General features: G+C 62.0%; 16 protein-coding genes. 2 read left to right on the top strand and 14 right to left on the bottom strand.

All coding sequences use genetic code 11. From position 1 onward, the window contains the following. Positions 1 to 12: 12 nt before the first annotated feature. The 8 genes from IEX97_RS05750 to galT form a co-directional block, all read right to left on the bottom strand. Positions 13 to 2,133, bottom strand: a complete 2,121-nt coding sequence (locus IEX97_RS05750) for a beta-galactosidase (protein ID WP_188881670.1) — start codon at positions 2,131 to 2,133, stop codon at positions 13 to 15. Between the two features lie 82 nt (positions 2,134 to 2,215). Beyond that, positions 2,216 to 3,061 (bottom strand): sugar ABC transporter permease, encoded by an 846-nt coding sequence (locus tag IEX97_RS05745; protein ID WP_188881668.1) that lies wholly within the window; start codon positions 3,059 to 3,061, stop codon positions 2,216 to 2,218. Next, the gene (locus IEX97_RS05740) at positions 3,062 to 3,895 is read right to left on the bottom strand and encodes a carbohydrate ABC transporter permease (RefSeq protein ID WP_229776468.1); all 834 of its coding nucleotides are present in this window, start codon (positions 3,893 to 3,895) and stop codon (positions 3,062 to 3,064) included. It lies immediately after the preceding gene. 165 nt (positions 3,896 to 4,060) lie between these two features. After that, positions 4,061 to 5,308 carry a sugar ABC transporter substrate-binding protein gene (locus tag IEX97_RS05735; protein ID WP_188881666.1) on the bottom strand — a complete coding sequence of 416 codons (1,248 nt, stop codon included), beginning with the start codon at positions 5,306 to 5,308 and terminating at the stop codon, positions 4,061 to 4,063. Positions 5,309 to 5,591: 283 nt separating this feature from the next. Beyond that, positions 5,592 to 6,632 (bottom strand): glycoside hydrolase family 53 protein, encoded by a 1,041-nt coding sequence (locus IEX97_RS05730; RefSeq protein WP_188881665.1) that lies wholly within the window; start codon positions 6,630 to 6,632, stop codon positions 5,592 to 5,594. A gap of 33 nt (positions 6,633 to 6,665) precedes the next feature. After that, on the bottom strand, positions 6,666 to 7,703 hold the full coding sequence (locus IEX97_RS05725) for a LacI family DNA-binding transcriptional regulator (protein ID WP_188881663.1): 1,038 nt from the start codon (positions 7,701 to 7,703) through the stop codon (positions 6,666 to 6,668). Positions 7,704 to 7,760: 57 nt separating this feature from the next. Beyond that, positions 7,761 to 8,936, bottom strand: a complete 1,176-nt coding sequence (locus IEX97_RS05720; protein WP_229776475.1) for a galactokinase — start codon at positions 8,934 to 8,936, stop codon at positions 7,761 to 7,763. Between the two features lie 37 nt (positions 8,937 to 8,973). Next, entirely contained in the window at positions 8,974 to 9,957 is a 984-nt protein-coding gene (galT, locus tag IEX97_RS05715) for a galactose-1-phosphate uridylyltransferase (protein WP_188881662.1), read from the bottom strand. Between the two features lie 251 nt (positions 9,958 to 10,208). Between galT and IEX97_RS05710 the strand changes: the two genes are divergently transcribed. Beyond that, positions 10,209 to 10,667: a DUF420 domain-containing protein gene (locus IEX97_RS05710; RefSeq protein WP_229776466.1), complete on the top strand. Its 459-nt coding sequence runs from the start codon at positions 10,209 to 10,211 to the stop codon at positions 10,665 to 10,667. 139 nt (positions 10,668 to 10,806) lie between these two features. Here IEX97_RS05710 and IEX97_RS05705 read toward each other — a convergent pair whose 3' ends face one another. Next, positions 10,807 to 11,643, bottom strand: a complete 837-nt coding sequence (locus IEX97_RS05705; RefSeq protein WP_188881661.1) for an ABC transporter ATP-binding protein — start codon at positions 11,641 to 11,643, stop codon at positions 10,807 to 10,809. Beyond that, positions 11,643 to 12,692, bottom strand: coding sequence for a FecCD family ABC transporter permease (locus tag IEX97_RS05700; protein ID WP_229776464.1), 1,050 nt, complete (start codon positions 12,690 to 12,692; stop codon positions 11,643 to 11,645). Before IEX97_RS05700 ends, IEX97_RS05705 begins: the two co-directional genes overlap by 1 nt. Positions 12,693 to 12,820: 128 nt before the next feature. On the opposite strand from IEX97_RS05700, the gene IEX97_RS05695 reads away from it, so the two are divergent. Then, on the top strand, positions 12,821 to 13,588 hold the full coding sequence (locus IEX97_RS05695; RefSeq protein ID WP_188881660.1) for a glucose 1-dehydrogenase: 768 nt from the start codon (positions 12,821 to 12,823) through the stop codon (positions 13,586 to 13,588). A 102-nt stretch (positions 13,589 to 13,690) separates the two neighbouring features. Here the strand turns inward: IEX97_RS05695 and IEX97_RS05690 are convergent, their stop codons facing one another. The 4 genes from IEX97_RS05690 to IEX97_RS05675 form a co-directional block, all read right to left on the bottom strand. Next, entirely contained in the window at positions 13,691 to 14,416 is a 726-nt protein-coding gene (locus tag IEX97_RS05690) for an HAD family hydrolase (protein WP_229776462.1), read from the bottom strand. A 213-nt stretch (positions 14,417 to 14,629) separates the two neighbouring features. Continuing rightward, positions 14,630 to 15,610 carry a glycine betaine ABC transporter substrate-binding protein gene (locus tag IEX97_RS05685; RefSeq protein ID WP_188881659.1) on the bottom strand — a complete coding sequence of 327 codons (981 nt, stop codon included), beginning with the start codon at positions 15,608 to 15,610 and terminating at the stop codon, positions 14,630 to 14,632. Positions 15,611 to 15,675: 65 nt separating this feature from the next. Next, entirely contained in the window at positions 15,676 to 16,326 is a 651-nt protein-coding gene (locus IEX97_RS05680; protein WP_188881658.1) for an ABC transporter permease, read from the bottom strand. Between the two features lie 38 nt (positions 16,327 to 16,364). After that, positions 16,365 to 17,546: a betaine/proline/choline family ABC transporter ATP-binding protein gene (locus IEX97_RS05675; RefSeq protein ID WP_188881657.1), complete on the bottom strand. Its 1,182-nt coding sequence runs from the start codon at positions 17,544 to 17,546 to the stop codon at positions 16,365 to 16,367. Positions 17,547 to 17,551: the final 5 nt, after the last annotated feature.

Here is a 17,551-nt window from a genome sequence, read left to right as displayed (position 1 = left end):
CCATCCCCTTCCTCAAACATGGAGCAGGGATTGTTCGCTCGCCCCAGCCGGCGGGCGGAAAGCACCGTCGTTCGCCCGCCGCAGCACGCATACACCGAAGCCGGGCAGGTGCAAGGTGCCCCGGACCTCGGTACCCGCCACCACGTCGGTGAACGATCCCGTCCCCAGCACGACCTGTTGCGGCGTGGCGCGAAAGTTCATCACAAACACGTAGTCCTGGTCCCCGTCGGTGCGCAACTGCGCCGTGACGCCCGGCGGCAATTCGGCGTCCAACACACGGTGTATGCCGTGCTGCGCGACGAGCTGCCGGTAGAAATCGGCATAAAACGGCTCCCGCGCGCGTGCCGCGAGATAATACGCCGCACCGCGGCCAAACCGGTTCACGGTCAGCGCCGGCCGTCCGGCGTAAAAGTCGTCCCCGTAGAACGCCAGCGCCTCCGCACCCTCGAGATGGATCAAATCGCACAGCTCGCGCACCTCGTACTCGCCCGCCAGCCCCAGCGCGTTGTCCGGCGCCATGACCAACCGGTTGCGGTCGTGATCGTACAAGGCGTCGATCTCCTCGCTCCAGATGCCGAGCACCCGGCGCAGCGGGCCGGGGAAGCCGCCGAGGAAGCACAGGTCGTGTTCGTCGACGATGCCCGACCAGTAGGTGGCGACGAGCACCCCGCCCGCCGCGACGAACGCCTCCAGCCGCCGGCCGGCGTCCCCGCGGACCATGTACAGCATGGGCGCCACGACCAACTTGTACTTCGAAAAATCGGCGTCCATATCCACCACGTCCACCGGGATGCCCATGCTCCAGAACGCACGGTAATGCGCGTGCACCGTCTCCTCGTAGTGAATGCCGGCGTTGCGCGGACCCTGCGCATCCTTGACCGCCCAGCGGTTTTCCCAATCGAAGACGATCGCGACCTCCGGCTGGACGCTCGTCCCGACGACTTCCGCCAGCTTCTCCAACACCTCCCCCACCTGTTTGACCTCTTGAAACACGCGCGTGTGTTCGTGCCCGCAGTGATCCACCACGGCACCGTGGAACTTCTCGCTCGCACCGCGGCTCTTGCGCCACTGGAAGTACTGCACCGTATCCGCGCCGTGAGCGACCGCCTGCAGCGAGGCCAACAGGTGCATCCCCGGCCGCTTCAGCTTGCTCACGGGTTGCCAGTTCGTCGTCGACGGGGTGCTCTCCATCAGCATGAACGGGCGCCCGCCCTTCATGGCGCGCTTGATGTCGTGGATCATCGCCACCCACGACGCCTGGCCGCTGCAATCGTCCCCCGCTTCGTGCCAGCGCGGATACGAATCCCACGAGATGACGTCGAGAACGTCGGCGAACTTCCAGTAATTCAGCCCCTCGTACGCCTCCATCATGTTGGTGGTCACGGGCAAATCCGGCCGCACCGCCTTGAGCGGCGCAATCTCGTGCCGGCAGAAATCGACGGTCTGGTCGGTGACAAACCGTTTCCAGTCCAGGTTCATGCCGTGGATGAGGTGCTCTCCGTGCGGCGCGGGCGACTCAATCTGATCCCAGTCGGTGAACGTGTGGCTCCAGAACGCGGTCCACCAAGCCTCGTTCAACGCGTCGAGCGTCTTGTACTTTTGCTTCAACCACGTCCGGAACGCCGCCTGGCAGAGGTCACAGTGACACTCGCCGCCGTACTCGTTGGAGATGTGCCACCCAATCACGGCCGGATGATACGCGTACCGCTCCGCCAGCTTGGTGTTGATGATCCGCACCTTCTCCCGATAGACGGGCGAGGTGTAGCAGTGGTTGTGCCGAAGCCCGTGCAGGATGCGCACCCGGTTGGCGCCGACGCGCAGCACCTCCGGGTACTTTTGCGACATCCAGGCCGGCCGGGCGCCGCTCGGAGTGGCCAAGAACACGTAGATCCCATTTTCCGCCAACCTGTCCAGGACGCGATCCAGCCATTCGAAACGAAATACCCCTTCCTCCGGCTCCAGCGCAGCCCACGAGAAGATCCCGACCGACATCACGTTGCACTTGGCCAGCTTCATCAGGCGGATGTCCTCGTCGAGGATGTCCGGCCGGTTGAGCCATTGATCGGGGTTGTAGTCCGCCCCGTGCAGAAATCGCGGGAGTTGCGGATGGATGGGGGGAAACTTCTGACCCACGTCACTCACCTCTTTTTCTTGATTGCACGACAAGCTGCGGCGCCCAAGGTGGCGGCGCGGGATAACACGAGCGCCCGTCTTGTCATCCTTTGGTGGCGCCCGCCGTGAGGCCGCGTGCCATCATGGGGTTCAGGATGGCGAACGCGACGGACAGCGGCACCGCCGCCATGAGGGACCCGGCCGCGAAAATGCCCCAGTTCTGCGCGAACTGGCCGCTGATGAGCGTGAACATCCCCAGCCCCAGCGTATAGTTGTCCGGCGATTGCAGAACGGTCCCGGCGAGAATGTATTCGCTGTACATCCCGATGATGGTCAGGAAGAACACCACGGCCAGCATCGGACGGGCGAGCGGCAGCACAATCCGCCAAAAGATCTGGAAGTGGCCGGCACCATCCACGTACGCCGACTCATCCAGCTCGCGCGGGATGGTGTCAAAGTACCCTTTCATCAGCCAAATGTTGAATGCGCTGCCACCAATGAGGAGCAATGCGTACACCCACAGCCGGTCGAGAATCCCCAAGCGGGCGAGCACCGCATAGATGGCGGCAATCGCCATGGAGTTCGGGAACATCTGCAACAGAAGCAGAGTCATCAGGCCGTACTTCCTGCCGATGAACCGCAAACGCGAGAACGCGTACGCCGCGGTGGACGTCATGACCAGTTGGGCCGCCGACACCACCACCGCCACCTCGGTGCTGTTCCACACCCAGCGCATGAATCCAGACTGGAACACCGCGCGGTAATTGTCCAGCGTCGGGTGCTGCGGGATGACGGAAGGAGAGAAAAACGTCTGCGTCGGGCTGAATGATGCCGTCACCACGTAGACGAGCGGCAACAGTGCCATCACAATGACCACCCACAGCACCAGCCGGATGCTCCATACCCGCAGCCGCTCACCCGGTTTATACGCTCGGCGTGCTCTGCTCATTCAATCCACCGCCTTGAACGCATTCGTGAAGCGCATGTTGATGAGGCTCATGATCCCGACGATGAAGAACAGGATGACCGAAATGGCCGCACTCAGGTCGTACCGGTTGAATTGCAGCGCCAGTTTGTACGCGGCGGACGCCAGGATGTCGGTATACCCCGCAAACTGGGTTTCAACCCGGTTGGGCCCGCCTCCGGTCAACAGATAAATGATGTTGAAGTTGTTGAACGCGGCCGAGTAAGCCGGAATCAGCATGGGAATGCTCACGCGCCACACGTTCGGAAACGTGATGTAGATGAACCGCTGCCAGGCGGTCGTCCCGTCGATGACGGCCGCGTCGTACTGCTCCGTGCTGATGGACTGCAGCGCGCCAAGACAGACCGTCATGAAATATGGAAACGACAGCCACAGGTTCACCAGGATGACGCTGACCCGCGCCCAGAACGGGTTGTCCAGCCACGGCACCGGACCGATGCCGAACAAATGCAAAAGGGCGTTGATCTGCCCGTAGTTTTCGTTCAGAAGCCCCTGCCAGCACAAAATGGAGATGAGCCCCGGCACAGCCCACGGGATGATGAGCAGGGTGCGATAAAGCCTCGCCTCGGGCAACGCCTTGTCGTTGACCAACACCGCGAGGAACAAGCCGACGAGGTAGTTGACCGTGGTCGAGACGAACGCGAACACCACCGTCCACACCAAGGTCGGGACAAACGCCACGAGCGACGCGGTGCTCGGTGAAAACAGCGTGATGTAGTTCTGCAGTCCGACGAATTGATAATGCAAAAAGTGCATTTGATTCCAGTTGGTGAACGAAATATAAATGGTGAATGCCATTGGCAAGAAACTCAAGACACACATGGTGAGAAGTGCAGGGGAGATGTACACATACGCGCTCCACTGCACCCTCGACCGAGTCGATTGCGACGCCCGCATGGCCAAACCCCCAGATCATAAGGTGTCCGTGGAGGCTCACCCCCCACGGACACCACGGTTCGCGTCTTACCCTTGCGCCAACTTGATGGCCGTCTGGATGTTCTTCACGAACTGTTGCGCGCCGTCCTTCGGTGAGATGGTCCCTTTGATGATGGACGTGATGATGTTCTGGGCACTCCACACCGCCGACATCTGCGGGATGTTCGGCATGGGTACAGCCGTATTGAGCTGTTGCACGAACCCGGTCGCAATCGGATCCGCGAGGATGACCTTGTTCTTCTGCAAGCTCTTGAGCGCCGGCAGGTCCTTGTTCGCCTTGTAGTACTCAAGCTGCGCCTTTTCGTTCGACAGGTACTGGGCCAACGACTCCGCCGCGGCCAGGTACTTCGACTTCGGATTGACGATGGTGGTCAGGATGCTGATGAGCGGTGTGCCCGGCTTGCCGTTGGGCAGGGTAGGAATCGGCGCGACACCCACCTGGATCTTGTTGCTCTGCGCGCTCGTCACATCCCACGGACCACTGATGTACATCCCCACTTTGCCGTTGTCAAACTCCGACAAGGCGATGCTCTGGTTGACGCTCGGATTCATCCAGTGGTACTTGGCGTTCATATCGCGCAAGAGTTGGAAGCCCGCGATGGCCCCCGGCGTGGCGAGCCCGATGTCGTTCGGATCCAGCTTCCCGTTCTTTTTACCGAAGATGTAACCGCCCATGCCGCCGATGAATACGTAGTCATAGTAGAACTGCTCCTGCGGCATCGCAAACCCGTACTTGTTCGCGTCCGCGACAAACTCTTGCCATGTCTTCGGCGGGGTCTTGATCTTCGCCTTGTTGTACAACAGCGCCACGCTCTGGGCCGCGACCGGATACCCCCAGTACTTGCCGTCGATGCGGACACCTTCCGCGATGGGAGCCGGGTAGTCCTTCGGATTCATCAACGTGGCCGGAGCCAACAAGCCCTCCTGTTGGAACGTGCCCAGGTTGTCCTGCGGCATGGCGATGGCCACATCGGGTCCCACCCCGGCGCGCACCTGGGTTGCCCAGTTCGCGAAGTTCGGCGTCCGCCCGTTGCTGGTTGCGGTGTTCTGGGTCACGATGACGGTATCTCCGTGCGCTTTGCCCCACTCCGCCGCCAGCTTCTTGATGACCGCCAACTCCTGCGACTGCCAGTACGACAACACGTGCAGCGTGATGCCGGACGGGATGTCGTCCCGTTTTTTCGCCTGCGCGAATGCGCTCGGCAGGCTGGTCGCGAGCGTCCCGGCGACGACGACGGACGCCAGCGCCGCTTTCTGGAGCTTCCCCTTCTGCATCCTCTGGTCCCCTCCATCCGATTTCCGTAGGCCTCTCTGCGCGCGGCCCCTTCAGGCTGCTGACTGAATTCGAATTCACAGCGCGGCGGCAACCATCCAGCAAGAGAAAACTCACATACCGTAACGTCATGCGCCACGCCTTGTGGATTCGAATCCACATCAGATGCCTCCATTATAGCAGAGCGATCACGAAAATTGAAAGGGTTATCATCACCCGGGAAAAAATTTCTGCGCCCCTTCAACCAGCGCGCCGCATGCCAAGGCACAGACCGCCGCCAAGCGTTCAAGCGTCCGCAACCACCGTCGCCGACGGGAGCACGCGGCCGCCGAGATCGAACAAACCGTTGTAATGCCAGCCCGTCACCTGGCCGTGCACCGGGATCCACGCCGGCTCCCAATAGAACACACCCTTGCCGCGGTCGCCCGGGAGGTTGCGCATGATGCGAAACACCGAGGCGAGAAACGCACGCTGCCCTTCGACGGACGGCCGGACTTCCGCCTGGCCCGCGATGGGCACGTCGTCATCCGCCCAGGGATTCCCATGGATCACGTCATTGTCCGCCCATGGGTACGCCGTCTCCACCAGCGCGATGTCCTTGGCATACCGCGTCGCCAGGTCACAGACGTTGGCCTCAAATTGCGCCAGCGTCCCGTGCCACCAAGGATAGAACGACAGCCCCAACGTGTCGAAGTCCACGTCGTACGGCAGCAGATGGTCAAGGAAAAAACGGCTGCCTGCGTTGTCCCCGCCGCGATCGATGTGCACCACCACGTCGACCGCTCGCCCCAGCACCTTGCGGCAGGCGGATGAACCGGCCGCCAGCAACCGGGCGAACCGCTCCCACGCGGCGGGTTGTTCCGCGGCCGACGGCCCGGGAACGCGCCCGTCCTCCCACAGCATGCCGTACGTGACCTCGTTCCCAATCTGCACCGCGGCAGGCGGTGTCCCCTGATCCACCATCGCCTGCAGGAAGGAGCGCGTGAATTCGTGCACCGCGTCCACCAGTGCGTCGAAAGGCAGCTCGCGCCACGCGGCGGGTTTGAACTGTTTGCCGGGGTCTGCCCATGTGTCAGAGTAATGAAAGTCAATCATGAGCTGCATCCCCATCGCGTGCACGCGCCTGGCCATCGCCAGGGTGCGCGCGGGCCCGCAGTAGCCGTGTTCCGGATCGTTCCAAAGGCGAAGCCGGATGCAATTGAACCCCAGTTCTTTGCAGATGGCCAAAGCATCCGCCGCCGTGTCGCCGAAGAAGTACCGTCCCCCTTTCTCCTCGATTTCGTCGAGAAACGACACGTCCGCACCCTTCCAAAACACGCTCGCCATCCCCACGCCTCCTTTGCGAACACGACCAACCGGTCAGGACGAGTCCGCAGATCCGCCCGCCGGCGATGACGCCACCGCGCGTACAGACTCCCGGATGATGAGTTCGGTCGGAAACTCCACCATCCTCCCGGCAGAAAGCTCCCGGTCAATCTGTTCGAGCAGCATGTGCATCAAGGTGTTGCCAATCTCCCGCTTGGGAATGCGCACCGTGGTCAGCGACGGCTTGATGAGATGCGCGATCTCGATGTCGTCCACCCCGGTCACCGACACGTCCTCGGGCACGCGCCTGCCGCTCTCCAGCAACGCACGGATGGCGCCGATGGCGAGCAGGTCGTTGGATGCCGCGACCGCCGTGAACCTCAGGCCGAGCGCAAGCGACTCTTTCACCACCTGGTAGCCGACGGAAGCCGTGTCTTGAAAGTCCGGGATGAAGCGGCAGAGCTCAGGTTGCACGGGCCATCCCTTCTCGGTCAACGCGTCCACATAGCCCTGGTAGCGCGGGTTTTCGTCGGGTGATATGAACTCGTATCCCAAAAAGAGAATGTTCCGGTGGCCCATGTCGGCCAGATGGGCGACCGTTCGCCGCATCGCCTGGCGCAGATCGACATACACGTGCGGGATGCCCGGACTGCGCTTGCGGTCGCAGTACAGGCAGAGCGGGATGTGGGCCGCGATGTCCTCCAGCTTCATCACCCGCTCCACGTCAAACGGCGACAAAAGGATCACGCCGTCGTAAAACCCTTCGTGGATCACGCGCAGGTACGTCCGTTTGTCGGACGACGAACTGTACAGGGAGAACGTGTAATCCCGCGCTTCGGCCGTCTCCTGAATGCCCGCCAGGATCTCATGGTAGAACAGATTGCCGATGGACGGCGCGATGCACGCAATCTGCCGGCTTCTCTGCTTGCGCAGGCTCTGGGCCACCCGGTTCGGGATGTAGTTCAGCTCTTCGATGGCCTGCATGACCCGCTTGCGCACGTCTTCCGATACATACCCGCTGTTGTTGAGCACGCGCGAGACGGTGGACGGCGAGACGCCCGCCAGGCGAGCCACATCCAACCTAGACGGCATGATGCCACCTCCGCTTCCCGCTTCCCGCCCGGCGGCCCGGAGCGAGAAGTGACGCGATTAGCCCTGGCACACCGTGCGCACCTCGGCGGTGACCTCTCGCGCCCCGTCGCCGATGTCGCTGACGTATAACGACGCTTCGAGCCCCACCGCCCGCCGGTAACGTTCCGCCACCTGCGCCGCGAACGCATCGATGGCGTCCCGGTGCACCAAGCTCACCGTGCAGCCGCCGAAGCCCGCGCCCGTCATCCTGGATCCGATGCACCCCTCGGCCTCCCAGGCGGCTTCGGCCAATGCGTCCAGCTCCGGCCCGGTCACCTCGTAGTCATCGCGCAGCGAGACGTGCGACGCATTGAGCAAGCGGCCGAACTCCGCCAGCCGCCCTTCCGCCAAGCACGCGGCCGCCTGGTGCACGCGCGCCTGCTCCGTGACCACGTGGCGCGCCCGCTTGCGCAGCACCGGATTGGCCAAGCGGGCCTCCGCCTCCGGCCACGCTTCGAGCGGCAGCTGCGCCAGGAATTTCAGATCCGGCCGCCATGCCTGCAACTGCCTGAGCGCCGCCTCACACTCCGCCCGCCGCTCGTTGTACTTCGAATCCGCCAGGCCGCGCCGCTTGTTCGTGTTGGCGATGACGATCCGGTACTCTCCCGCGTCAAACGGCACATGACGGTAGCTGAGGGTGGCACAATCGAGCAAGATGGCCGCCTGTTCCTTGCCCATCGCGACGGCGAACTGGTCCATGATGCCGCAGTGGACGCCGACGAACTGGTTTTCCGCCCGCTGGCCGATGCGCGCCATCTGCACGCCGTCCAAGCCGAGCTCCGCCAGTTCGTTGAACGCCACCGCCGTCGCGAGTTCAATGGACGCCGAACTCGACAGGCCGGCCCCGTTGGGCAGATTGCCGTAATACAGCACGTCCACGCCCTGGAGCTGGTGCCCGTCCTGTTGCAACGCCCAGGCCACGCCCTTCGGGTAGTTGGCGTAGTCGTCCGCCGGATCGAAGTGCAGGTCGTCGAGGGAAACCGTCACTTCCTGCGGAAACGAAGTGGACGCAAAGCGAAGCGTCCTGTCCCGGCGCGGGCGGACGAACGCCCAGGTCCCCAGTTTCAGCGCGGCCGGGAAGACGTCGCCCCCGTTGTAATCGATGTGCTCGCCGATGAGGTTCACCCGGCCGGGCGCGAAAAACACCCGCACGTCGCCGGCACTGCCCGGGGAAAACGCCAGGAAGCGCGCCAGCGCCGCGCGCAGGCCTTCTGCGGGCAACCACCCTGTGTCAGCCGTCAATGTGGATCTCTCCTTTCGCGCGAATGACCGCCGACCGCAGCTGTTCCGCGGTCTGCTCCACCGCGGCCGTGTTGCACGGCGCCCACGCCCCCGTCTCCGACGACGCCAGATATTTGATTTTATCGCGATCGCGCAGGGGCGGGTAGAACTCGATGTGGAAATGGTAGTACGGGCTCACGTCCGGCCCGTTCACCGGCCGCTGGTGCAGGACCATCATGTAGGGAAACTCCCGGTCGAACAAGCGATCCATGCCCGCGGTGACGAGCTTGAGCATCTTCGCCAGGTCGTTGCGCTCGTCGGCCGTAAAATCCGGCAGTCCCGTCTTGTGGGCCTTGCTCACGATGAACACACCGTACGGGTAATCGGTGAAAAAGGGCAGGTACGCGATGAAATCGTCCGTTTCGACAATCATCCGCCGCTGGAACCGGATCTCTTCCCGGTTCATGTCGCAGAGCAAGCACCGGCCCGTCTCGCGATGATGCTGTTCGCAGCTGGCCAACTCGACCTGCAACTTGAGCGGGATGTAGGGATAGGCGTAGATCTGGCCGTGCGGGTGCGGCATCGTGACGCCGACCTCCGGGCCTCTGTTCTCGAAGATGAGGACGTACTTGTGCTGCGCGTCGGCCGCGAGCGCGTTGAACCTGTCCGCCCACAGATCCACCACTTTGCGGATGTGGCGCACCGGCAGCGTCGACATGGACGCCTTGTGGTCCGGGGAATAGAGGATGACTTCACACTTCCCGTACGCCGGCGCCACTTTGTACAGTTCGGTGGCGACGTCGTCCGGGGCGGGCGGGTTGGGGGACAACGCCGGAAAGTCGTTGTCGTACGCCAACACCTCGTAGTCGTCCGGCACCTTGCCCGAGCCAGGGCAGAACGGGCAGTAGTCGGTGGGCATGAGCGGCCGCTGTTGCCGGTGGGACGCGACCATCGTCCAGTCGCGCAAAAGCGGGTTGTACCGGAGCTCCGCCATGTTCCTCTCTCACTCCTTTGCACAGCCAAGGGTGTTGTGCCGCAATGCGTCCGGGATGGAGCGTATGGACACGCGGCCATGTATCCGCAGTCCATCATACCAGCCATCCGCACCGAACGCATCCACATGCATACCTCGTGCGCGATCCGTCGGGAACCGCAGGCACAACCGCAGACCCTGAGGTGTTTGTTCAAAAGGGGAGCCCATTGGTAGAATCATGATAATGCGTGTGAGACAGGGGAGGGTTCCTCTTGCTTTTGGCCCTGGCGTATTTGAACGAATTCTTTATCCTTGCGAGCGCCGCCGTCATGGCCGTGGGATGGGTGTACATCCGGCGCGGACGGGTCGAGGTGCACCGGCGGCTGATGATCACCGGTTCCGTCCTGGCCGCGCTGTTTTTCGTCAGCTACGTGGCGAAGACCGTGTTGGTCGGCGATACCACGTTCGGCGGACCGGAGGGATGGCGCCAGCCGTACCAGGTGTTCCTGCAGATCCACTCCGTCCTCGCCACGGTGGCCGCCGTACTCGGCATCATCACGCTGCGTTATGCGGCCAAGCAGCGGTTCGCCGTCCACCGCAAGTGGGGGCCGTGGACGGTGGTCACGTGGTTCATCACGGCCGCCACGGGCTTGGCGGTGTTCCTCCTGCTCTACATCGTCTTCCCGCCCGGACCAACGACCAGCGTATGGCACGCCTGGGCCGGACACTGACCCCGGGACGGCGGCCTGTCCGGATGGCACAGGCGCACCACCCTGGCCATGGTCCTCGCCCGCCGCACCGGCTGCCCGCAGCGCTGAATGACTCCTGCGCCGGCTGCCCGCCGCGCCGGATCAGCGCACGGTTCGCGCTTCACCGCGCAGGCCGCGGCGGGAGGCTGACCCGCAGGACGCCGGTGTGCGGGTCCCGGAATGTGCGGATAGGAAGCCGGAACGCCGCGGCCAGGACGTCTTCGCGCAAAACCTCCTCCGGGCTGCCGTGGGCGAACACCGTGCGGTGGTGCAGGAGGGTGAGTTCGGTGCAAAACTGGGCGGCCAACTCCAGATGGTGGATGGCGATCACAATCAGGCGCCCGTCTTCCGCCATGGCGCGCAAGCGGCGCAGGATGTCCCACTGGTAATACGGATCGAGGTTGGAGATGGGTTCATCCAGGAGCCACGTGTCGCACCCCTGCGCCAGACAGCGGGCAATGGCTGCCCGCTGGCGTTCGCCGCCGGACAACTGAGCGAGCGGCACGTCGGCGAGCGGTGCCAACTCCATCGCTGCAATGGCGTCCTCGACAAGCTGGCGCGATGTGCCGGATGCGCCGCCCGGGCCGCGGCCCTGGACGGCAGCCCGCCGGCCGGCGGCACGTAATGCGTGCACCCGTTCCTGCCAATGCTTTCTGTGCGCGAACCGGCCCATCGCGACGAATTCGCGCACGGTATAGGCGACGTCGTGGAACGTCTGTTGCGGCAGGTAGGTCAAGTGGCGCGCCCGCTGCAGCGGATTGAGGCGGTGGACGTCCCGGCTGTCGAGGGTGACCCGGCCGCCCGTGGGCACCCAGATGCCGGCGGCAAGCCGCATCAGGGTCGACTTGCCGGCGCCGTTGGGGCCGATGAGCCCGATGAGCGACCCGCCGGACCACGCCACGGTGATGTCGCGCAATACGTTGTGGAACGAGACGCCCTCCATCCGCAATTCCGGCATCAGGCCGACCTCCACGGCGAGACCGCGTGGCGCCGCAACAGGTAGAGGAAAAACGGCGCGCCCAGGCAGGAGGTGACGACCCCGATGTTGAGCTCCACCGGCCTGAGGGCCATGCGGGCCACGATGTCGGCCGCCACCACCAAGACCGCGCCGCCGAGCGCCGAAGCCGGCACGAGCGACCGATGGCGCGGTCCGAGCCACAAACGTACCAAGTGCGGCACGATGAGCCCGACAAAACTGATGACACCGCTGATGCTGACGCACACCCCGACGACCACCGCCGCAGTGACGAACAACACGCGTTTCACGCGCTGCAAAGGGACGCCAACCCCTTCCGCCTGCTCTTCCCCGATGGACATCACATCAAGGGCGTCCGCGTGCGCCATGTAGATGGCCATCCCCGCCGCGACGCTCACCGCGAGCCAGGCCGCGCTCATCCAGGTGCTGCCGTCCAACCCGCCCATGAGCCAGAATAAGATCTGCTGCATCGTCTCGAGGGGCGTCAGCGACAGCACGAGCGTCACCAGCGCGCTGCACAACGATCCCACCGCGACCCCCGCGAGCAGCAAGGTATGCACCGCCGTGCGCCCGCCGATGGTCCCCAGCCGGTACACCACCGCCATGGCGGTGAGCGCAGCGGCGAATGCGCCGCCCGGTACCGCCCACGCATGGACGGATGCACCCCCTGCGGTGATGACGAGCACCGCCCCGAGCGATCCGCCCGCCGAAACGCCGATCACGCCGGGATCGGCCATCGCGTTGCGAAACACGGCTTGCAGGACGGCGCCGGTCGCCGCCAGACCGGCACCCACCAGGACGGCGACACACAGCCGCGGCCAACGAATGGCACCCATCACCACCGCCGCGGTGCTGTGGTCCCCGCGCAGGTACGCCACGGTCTTGGGCAGCACCTGCATGAACGGAATGGTCACCGGGCCGAGGGAGACCTCCAGCACCGCGGCCACCACGAGCGCCAGGGCCAGCATCGCCAATCCTGCCGCCGGGCGGCGCCGGTGGCCTGTCCGCACCGGATTACGACGTCGCAGCACCAGGTCCGCGTGCCTCCTCTCTCCCGCCCCGCGCCGCCACGGCAGCACCTGCCTTGGTACAATGGACACAAACGGGGTCCGACGACCCACGCGCGGCGCTACCGCGTTGCCGACAGGGAGGGAACGGTTTGAAATTCGCAGACAAAGTCGTCATCGTCACCGGCGGCGCCCAGGGCATCGGCATGGCCATCAGCACCGCGTTTGCCCGCGAAGGCGCCAAAGTGGTCATCGCGGACATCGACGCCGAAGCAGGTTTGGAACACGAGGCCCGGTTGCGCGAAATCCAGCCTGACGCCCGTTTCGTGCCCACCGATGTCGCCGAGGAGGCGGACGTCCGGCGCCTGATCCAGACCACGTGGGACACATTTTCCGCCATCCACATCGTCGTGAACAACGCCGGCATCGGATCGCGCGGGACGCTGTGGGACCGCCCGATGGCGGAATGGGACCGGGTCATCGCGGTCAACCTGCGCGGGCCGTACATGATGGCCAAATACGCCGCCCCGGCGTTGGTGCAGGCGAAACCCGGCGTCATCATCAACATCGCGTCCACGCGGGCGCTGATGTCGGAGCCCCACACCGAGCCGTACTCGGCCTCGAAAGGCGGCATCCTGGCGCTCACCCACGCGCTCGCCGTCACGCTCGGGCCGGACGTCAGGGTGAACGCCATCAGCCCAGGGTGGATTGAGGTGTCCGACTGGAAAAAGTCAAGCGCGCGCCAGACGCCGGTGCTGCGGCCGGAGGATCACGCGCAACACCCCGCGGGCCGCGTCGGCCGGCCGGAAGACATCGCGGCCGCCTGCCTGTTCCTCGCCGGGCCGGAAGCCGGGTTCATCACCGGCACCAACCTCGTCGTCGACGGCGGCATGACCATCAAGATGATCTACGAAGAATGAACACCGGCCCCGGACAGCGAAAGGGCGGTTCGCCCGGCGACCGGCTCAAAAAGCCCGCACCAAGGGCATCCGGAGCCGGCGCCCGCCCGGGCAATCCGCCCTTCACGCACTGGCGTGCTCCTCAATCCACGCGAACAAACGCGCTTGTTCGAGCAGGTCCGGGAGGAGCAAATCCGGCTGGTGCGCCGCCAATTCCTCATAGCGCGATCCGCCCGTGGCCACGGCCACCACGCGCACCTTCAGCTTGCGCGCCGCCTCGATGTCGCGCACCGTGTCGCCGATGACGATGACGTCCCGCGGTGCGAACTCAATCCCATAATACGCCTTCGCCTGCTCGATGGCGTTGTCGAGCACCTCGTAGCGGTGGGCCGGGCGCTCGCAGAAGCCGCCGACCGGGAAGAAGTGGTTCAAATCGAAGGCGTCCAGCTTGATCCGCGCCCCCACCTCGACGTTGCCGGTGCCGAGCGCGTTGTAAAGGTACCCTCGGCGCTCCGCCTCTTGGAGGACGTCCACCACGCCGGGCAACAGCTCCATGTTCTCCGGCGTCGCCTCTTTCTGCAGCGCCCGGTAGTACGCGAATAAGAAGTCCTCCAGCTTGCGCTTGTCGACCTCGTGGTCGGCAAACACCTCGGCGATAAAATCGAGATCGATCCGCCCGTGCATCACGACGTCGTCAAACGCACCTTCGATGCCGAACGTCTCGGCGAACGCTTGGTTCATGGCCCGCCGGCCTGCGCCTTTGGCGCGCAGGATGGTGCCGTCGATGTCCCAGAGCAACAGTTGTGGTCTCATCCGTTCACCCGGGCGATGGCCAGCCCGTCGTACCATGGCAAGATGCATCCGCTCCTTGCGGCCTGTGGGGCCGCGTCAGGTTCCCGCCCTAAGCGGCTGACGTGACAGTCGCCCAAAGTGACATTGTACCATGCTGGCGCGCGGACGGCAGGAGGTTGACGCTCCCGTGGCGTTAAAGTATGGCATGGATACCATAAAGCAAAATCTTTACACATACATTCACGTTAAATGTCATCTTTGAAAATTTTATTAATCTTTCAAAAATCCATGTTTTATTAGGAACTCGTGCGCTACCACCTTCGGATCCTTCTTTAATACATCCACTTCGTAATTCATGCTCGTCTGTTCCGCGGTAGAGATGGCACCCCATAGCGGTTTCAAGATTTGACCAAGATGCCAAGCACTCTCCACATCTCCATTGATCAAAACCACCGCATGATACGGCGGAAAAAATGCCTTATCATCCGTCAGTGGAACCTCATGGAGCTTCTTTAAACGTCCATCCGTGGAATACACCATGGCAGCGTCGACCGCACCTTTTGCGAGCGCCGGGTACATCAGGTCATACGTCATTGCCCTCACTTGCTTGAAGTGGATGCCATATGTCTGTTCGAAGTCGGTGAGACCATCTCCTTTGCGTACTTGAAACGTGTTATCCGTGGCTAACACCCAATTTTTCGCGTAGTGAACCGCGCTGGAGACGGTCGAGAGATGATCCTTCTTGGCCGTCTCAGCCAGTACGGCCAGCGCATACGTGTCTTCGTATCCCAACGCCGGGGATACCCAAATGTTCCACCGCTTCTTTTCCTCCCGTACAACATACTGCGAAACAAGGTCAGGCCGCCCTTTGAACTTCCCCGTGTAAGACTGGCCAAGTGGACCGGTAAATTCGGTTCCGTCGTAACCGACAAACATTTGAATGTTGTTTTTGAGCATCATCGAGTGCAGCAAGCCTGAAGCACCTGACGTCGATTTTACAGTAACCTTCAGCGGGGTCTTTGCCTGAATATACTCTGCTAAAATATAGTCATCGATGAGCGGTTCAGAGAAGTCTTGTGCTGCGATGGTGATGCGAGTGGCTTTGTGAGTTGTCATAGACGGATTTTGTTTTTCACCGGGCGTGTTCCCCGTACCCAGCGCCAAGCCGCACCCGGATAGAGCCATCATTGTCCCTGCGACCATCAAAAATAATTTGGTATAATATCCCATACCATGGGTAGAGTTTCCCATTGTTAAGGCCTCCTTTGCGAGGTTCATCTGACAACGTGGTTTTCTCGTCGGTTTTGCATCACGGATTAGTCACGTAGACCGCGTGGTGTCAGCCAATGTTCTAACCGCCCCATGATAAATTCCGCCAGGAATGCCATCACGACGGCTGGAATGGTCCCAGCAAGGACGATGGCATTGTCCGCCATGCCCAAGCCTTGAAGGATGAGGGCACCAAGTCCACCAGCCCCGATGAGGGCGGCCAAAGTAGCAAACCCGATGGTGGAAACAAGCGCCGAGCGCACGCCCGCAATGATAACCTTGATCGCCAAAGGCAACTCTACCATGACCAGAAGCTGCCATTTCGTCGTTCCCATTCCGATGGCAGCATCCTTTACCTCCTCAGGGACGCCCTTGATACCTACGTACGTATTTCGCACAATGGGCATCAGTGCGTACACAAACAAGGCGATCACGGCGGGCAGCATCCCGATACCAAGGCCGATGGTGATCATAAGGACCAATAGAGCCATGCTTGGAATGGTCTGAACGCCGTTGCTGAATCCCATGATTAGTGGATACAAGTGTTTTACTCGTGTGGCTAAGATGGTTACCGGGATTGCCACTATGATCGCGACGCAAACCGGGATCGCGACGAGATATAGCTGTTGCAGAATGTACTGCCACACCTCTGCACCGTGTTCCACGAAATACATCCAGGTATCGTACAGCAAAGACAAGGTTTTTGCCTCCTTCATAAGACTTGGATGATGTTTCCTCAAGGTGAAAGTTGCGCGGTGACGCAACCAGATCCGGGAGATTCCATGTGGACAGCCCCATCACATGGCATCACGATACCATCCAATACATGGGCGAGGGTGCTTCGAGTCACCACACCTACGACGATTCCATCGCTATCGACCACTGGAATCGCGTCAAGACGATAGGAGAGCATTTGTCGTATTGCATTCATTACGCTGACTTCGATGGATACAGCCGCATCGGATCGGGCGGCAAGGGCACCGACTCGGCACTCTTCACGGAATCGCAACGCGGCCTGCACTTCAGGTAGAAGTACAATGCCTACAAAGCGCCGATCGTCGTCAGTGACGAACAATGAATTCACCTTCTTGTGCCGCATGAGTTCCAAAGCCTGAGCCAAACCGTGATCTGCAGGGATGGTGACAGCTGACGCGAGCATCACTTCCTTGACACGGATTTCTCCGGCATGTTGAAGCATCCGATGAGGCCCTATGAAGTGGGCGACAAATTCATCCGCAGGAGTGCGCAGCAACCGCTCGGGCGAATCAACCTGCACAATCCTGCCATCTCGCATCATCACGATGCGGTCCGCCAATCTTAGAGCCTCGTCCATATCATGGGTAACGAAGAGGATGGTCTTATGCATCGCCCTTTGCAGGCGTTTCAGTTCATCTTGCAATTGTTGGCGTGTAATAGGGTCCAACGCGCCGAAAGGTTCGTCCATCAGGATAAGTTCAGGATCATGCGCCAAGGCACGAAGAACGCCGACACGTTGCTGTTGGCCGCCACTGAGTTCACGAGGATATTTATTTAAATACGAGGTGTCCATGTTGGCGAGCGCCAACAACTGTTCGGCACGACGCCAACGCTCTGCTTTGGACGCACCCATGAGTTTTAAGACGAAAGTGATGTTGTCCGCGATGGTCAAATGAGGCATGAGACCAATTTGTTGAATCACATATCCCAGTCGCCGCCGCAATACAACAGGATGTATGGTACGGTAATCATGGCCTTCTAAATAGATGGTGCCGCTTGTTGGCTCGATCAATCGATTCGTCATGCGCAGGGTGGTTGATTTCCCACAGCCAGAGGGGCCAATTAGAACAACGAATTCCCCTTTTGTAATCTGCAAAGTAAAATCTTCCACAGCTACAGTTCCATCCGTATATCTTTTGCTCACGTGTTCATATTCCAGCACCGGGA

Source organism: Paenalicyclobacillus cellulosilyticus (assembly GCF_014647315.1).
GTDB classification, from domain to species: domain Bacteria; phylum Bacillota; class Bacilli; order Alicyclobacillales; family Alicyclobacillaceae; genus Alicyclobacillus_J; species Alicyclobacillus_J cellulosilyticus.
The sequence above is the reverse complement of the archived record's forward strand: the minus strand, read 5'-3'. Positions and strand labels throughout refer to the sequence as shown.

Bases quoted from the DNA above. Each gene is read 5' to 3' on its own strand.
- IEX97_RS05690 (WP_229776462.1), bottom strand. From the start codon at position 14,416: ATGGTACGACGGGCTGGCCATCGCCCGGGTGAACGGATGAGACCACAA.
- IEX97_RS05735 (WP_188881666.1), bottom strand. From the start codon at position 5,308: ATGCAGAAGGGGAAGCTCCAGAAAGCGGCGCTGGCGTCCGTCGTCGTC.
- IEX97_RS05740 (WP_229776468.1), bottom strand. From the start codon at position 3,895: ATGGCATTCACCATTTATATTTCGTTCACCAACTGGAATCAAATGCAC.
- IEX97_RS05705 (WP_188881661.1), bottom strand. From the start codon at position 11,643: ATGCCGGAATTGCGGATGGAGGGCGTCTCGTTCCACAACGTATTGCGC.
- IEX97_RS05745 (WP_188881668.1), bottom strand. From the start codon at position 3,061: ATGAGCAGAGCACGCCGAGCGTATAAACCGGGTGAGCGGCTGCGGGTA.
- IEX97_RS05685 (WP_188881659.1), bottom strand. From the start codon at position 15,610: ATGGGAAACTCTACCCATGGTATGGGATATTATACCAAATTATTTTTG.
- galT (WP_188881662.1), bottom strand. From the start codon at position 9,957: ATGGCGGAGCTCCGGTACAACCCGCTTTTGCGCGACTGGACGATGGTC.
- IEX97_RS05730 (WP_188881665.1), bottom strand. From the start codon at position 6,632: ATGGCGAGCGTGTTTTGGAAGGGTGCGGACGTGTCGTTTCTCGACGAA.
- IEX97_RS05725 (WP_188881663.1), bottom strand. From the start codon at position 7,703: ATGCCGTCTAGGTTGGATGTGGCTCGCCTGGCGGGCGTCTCGCCGTCC.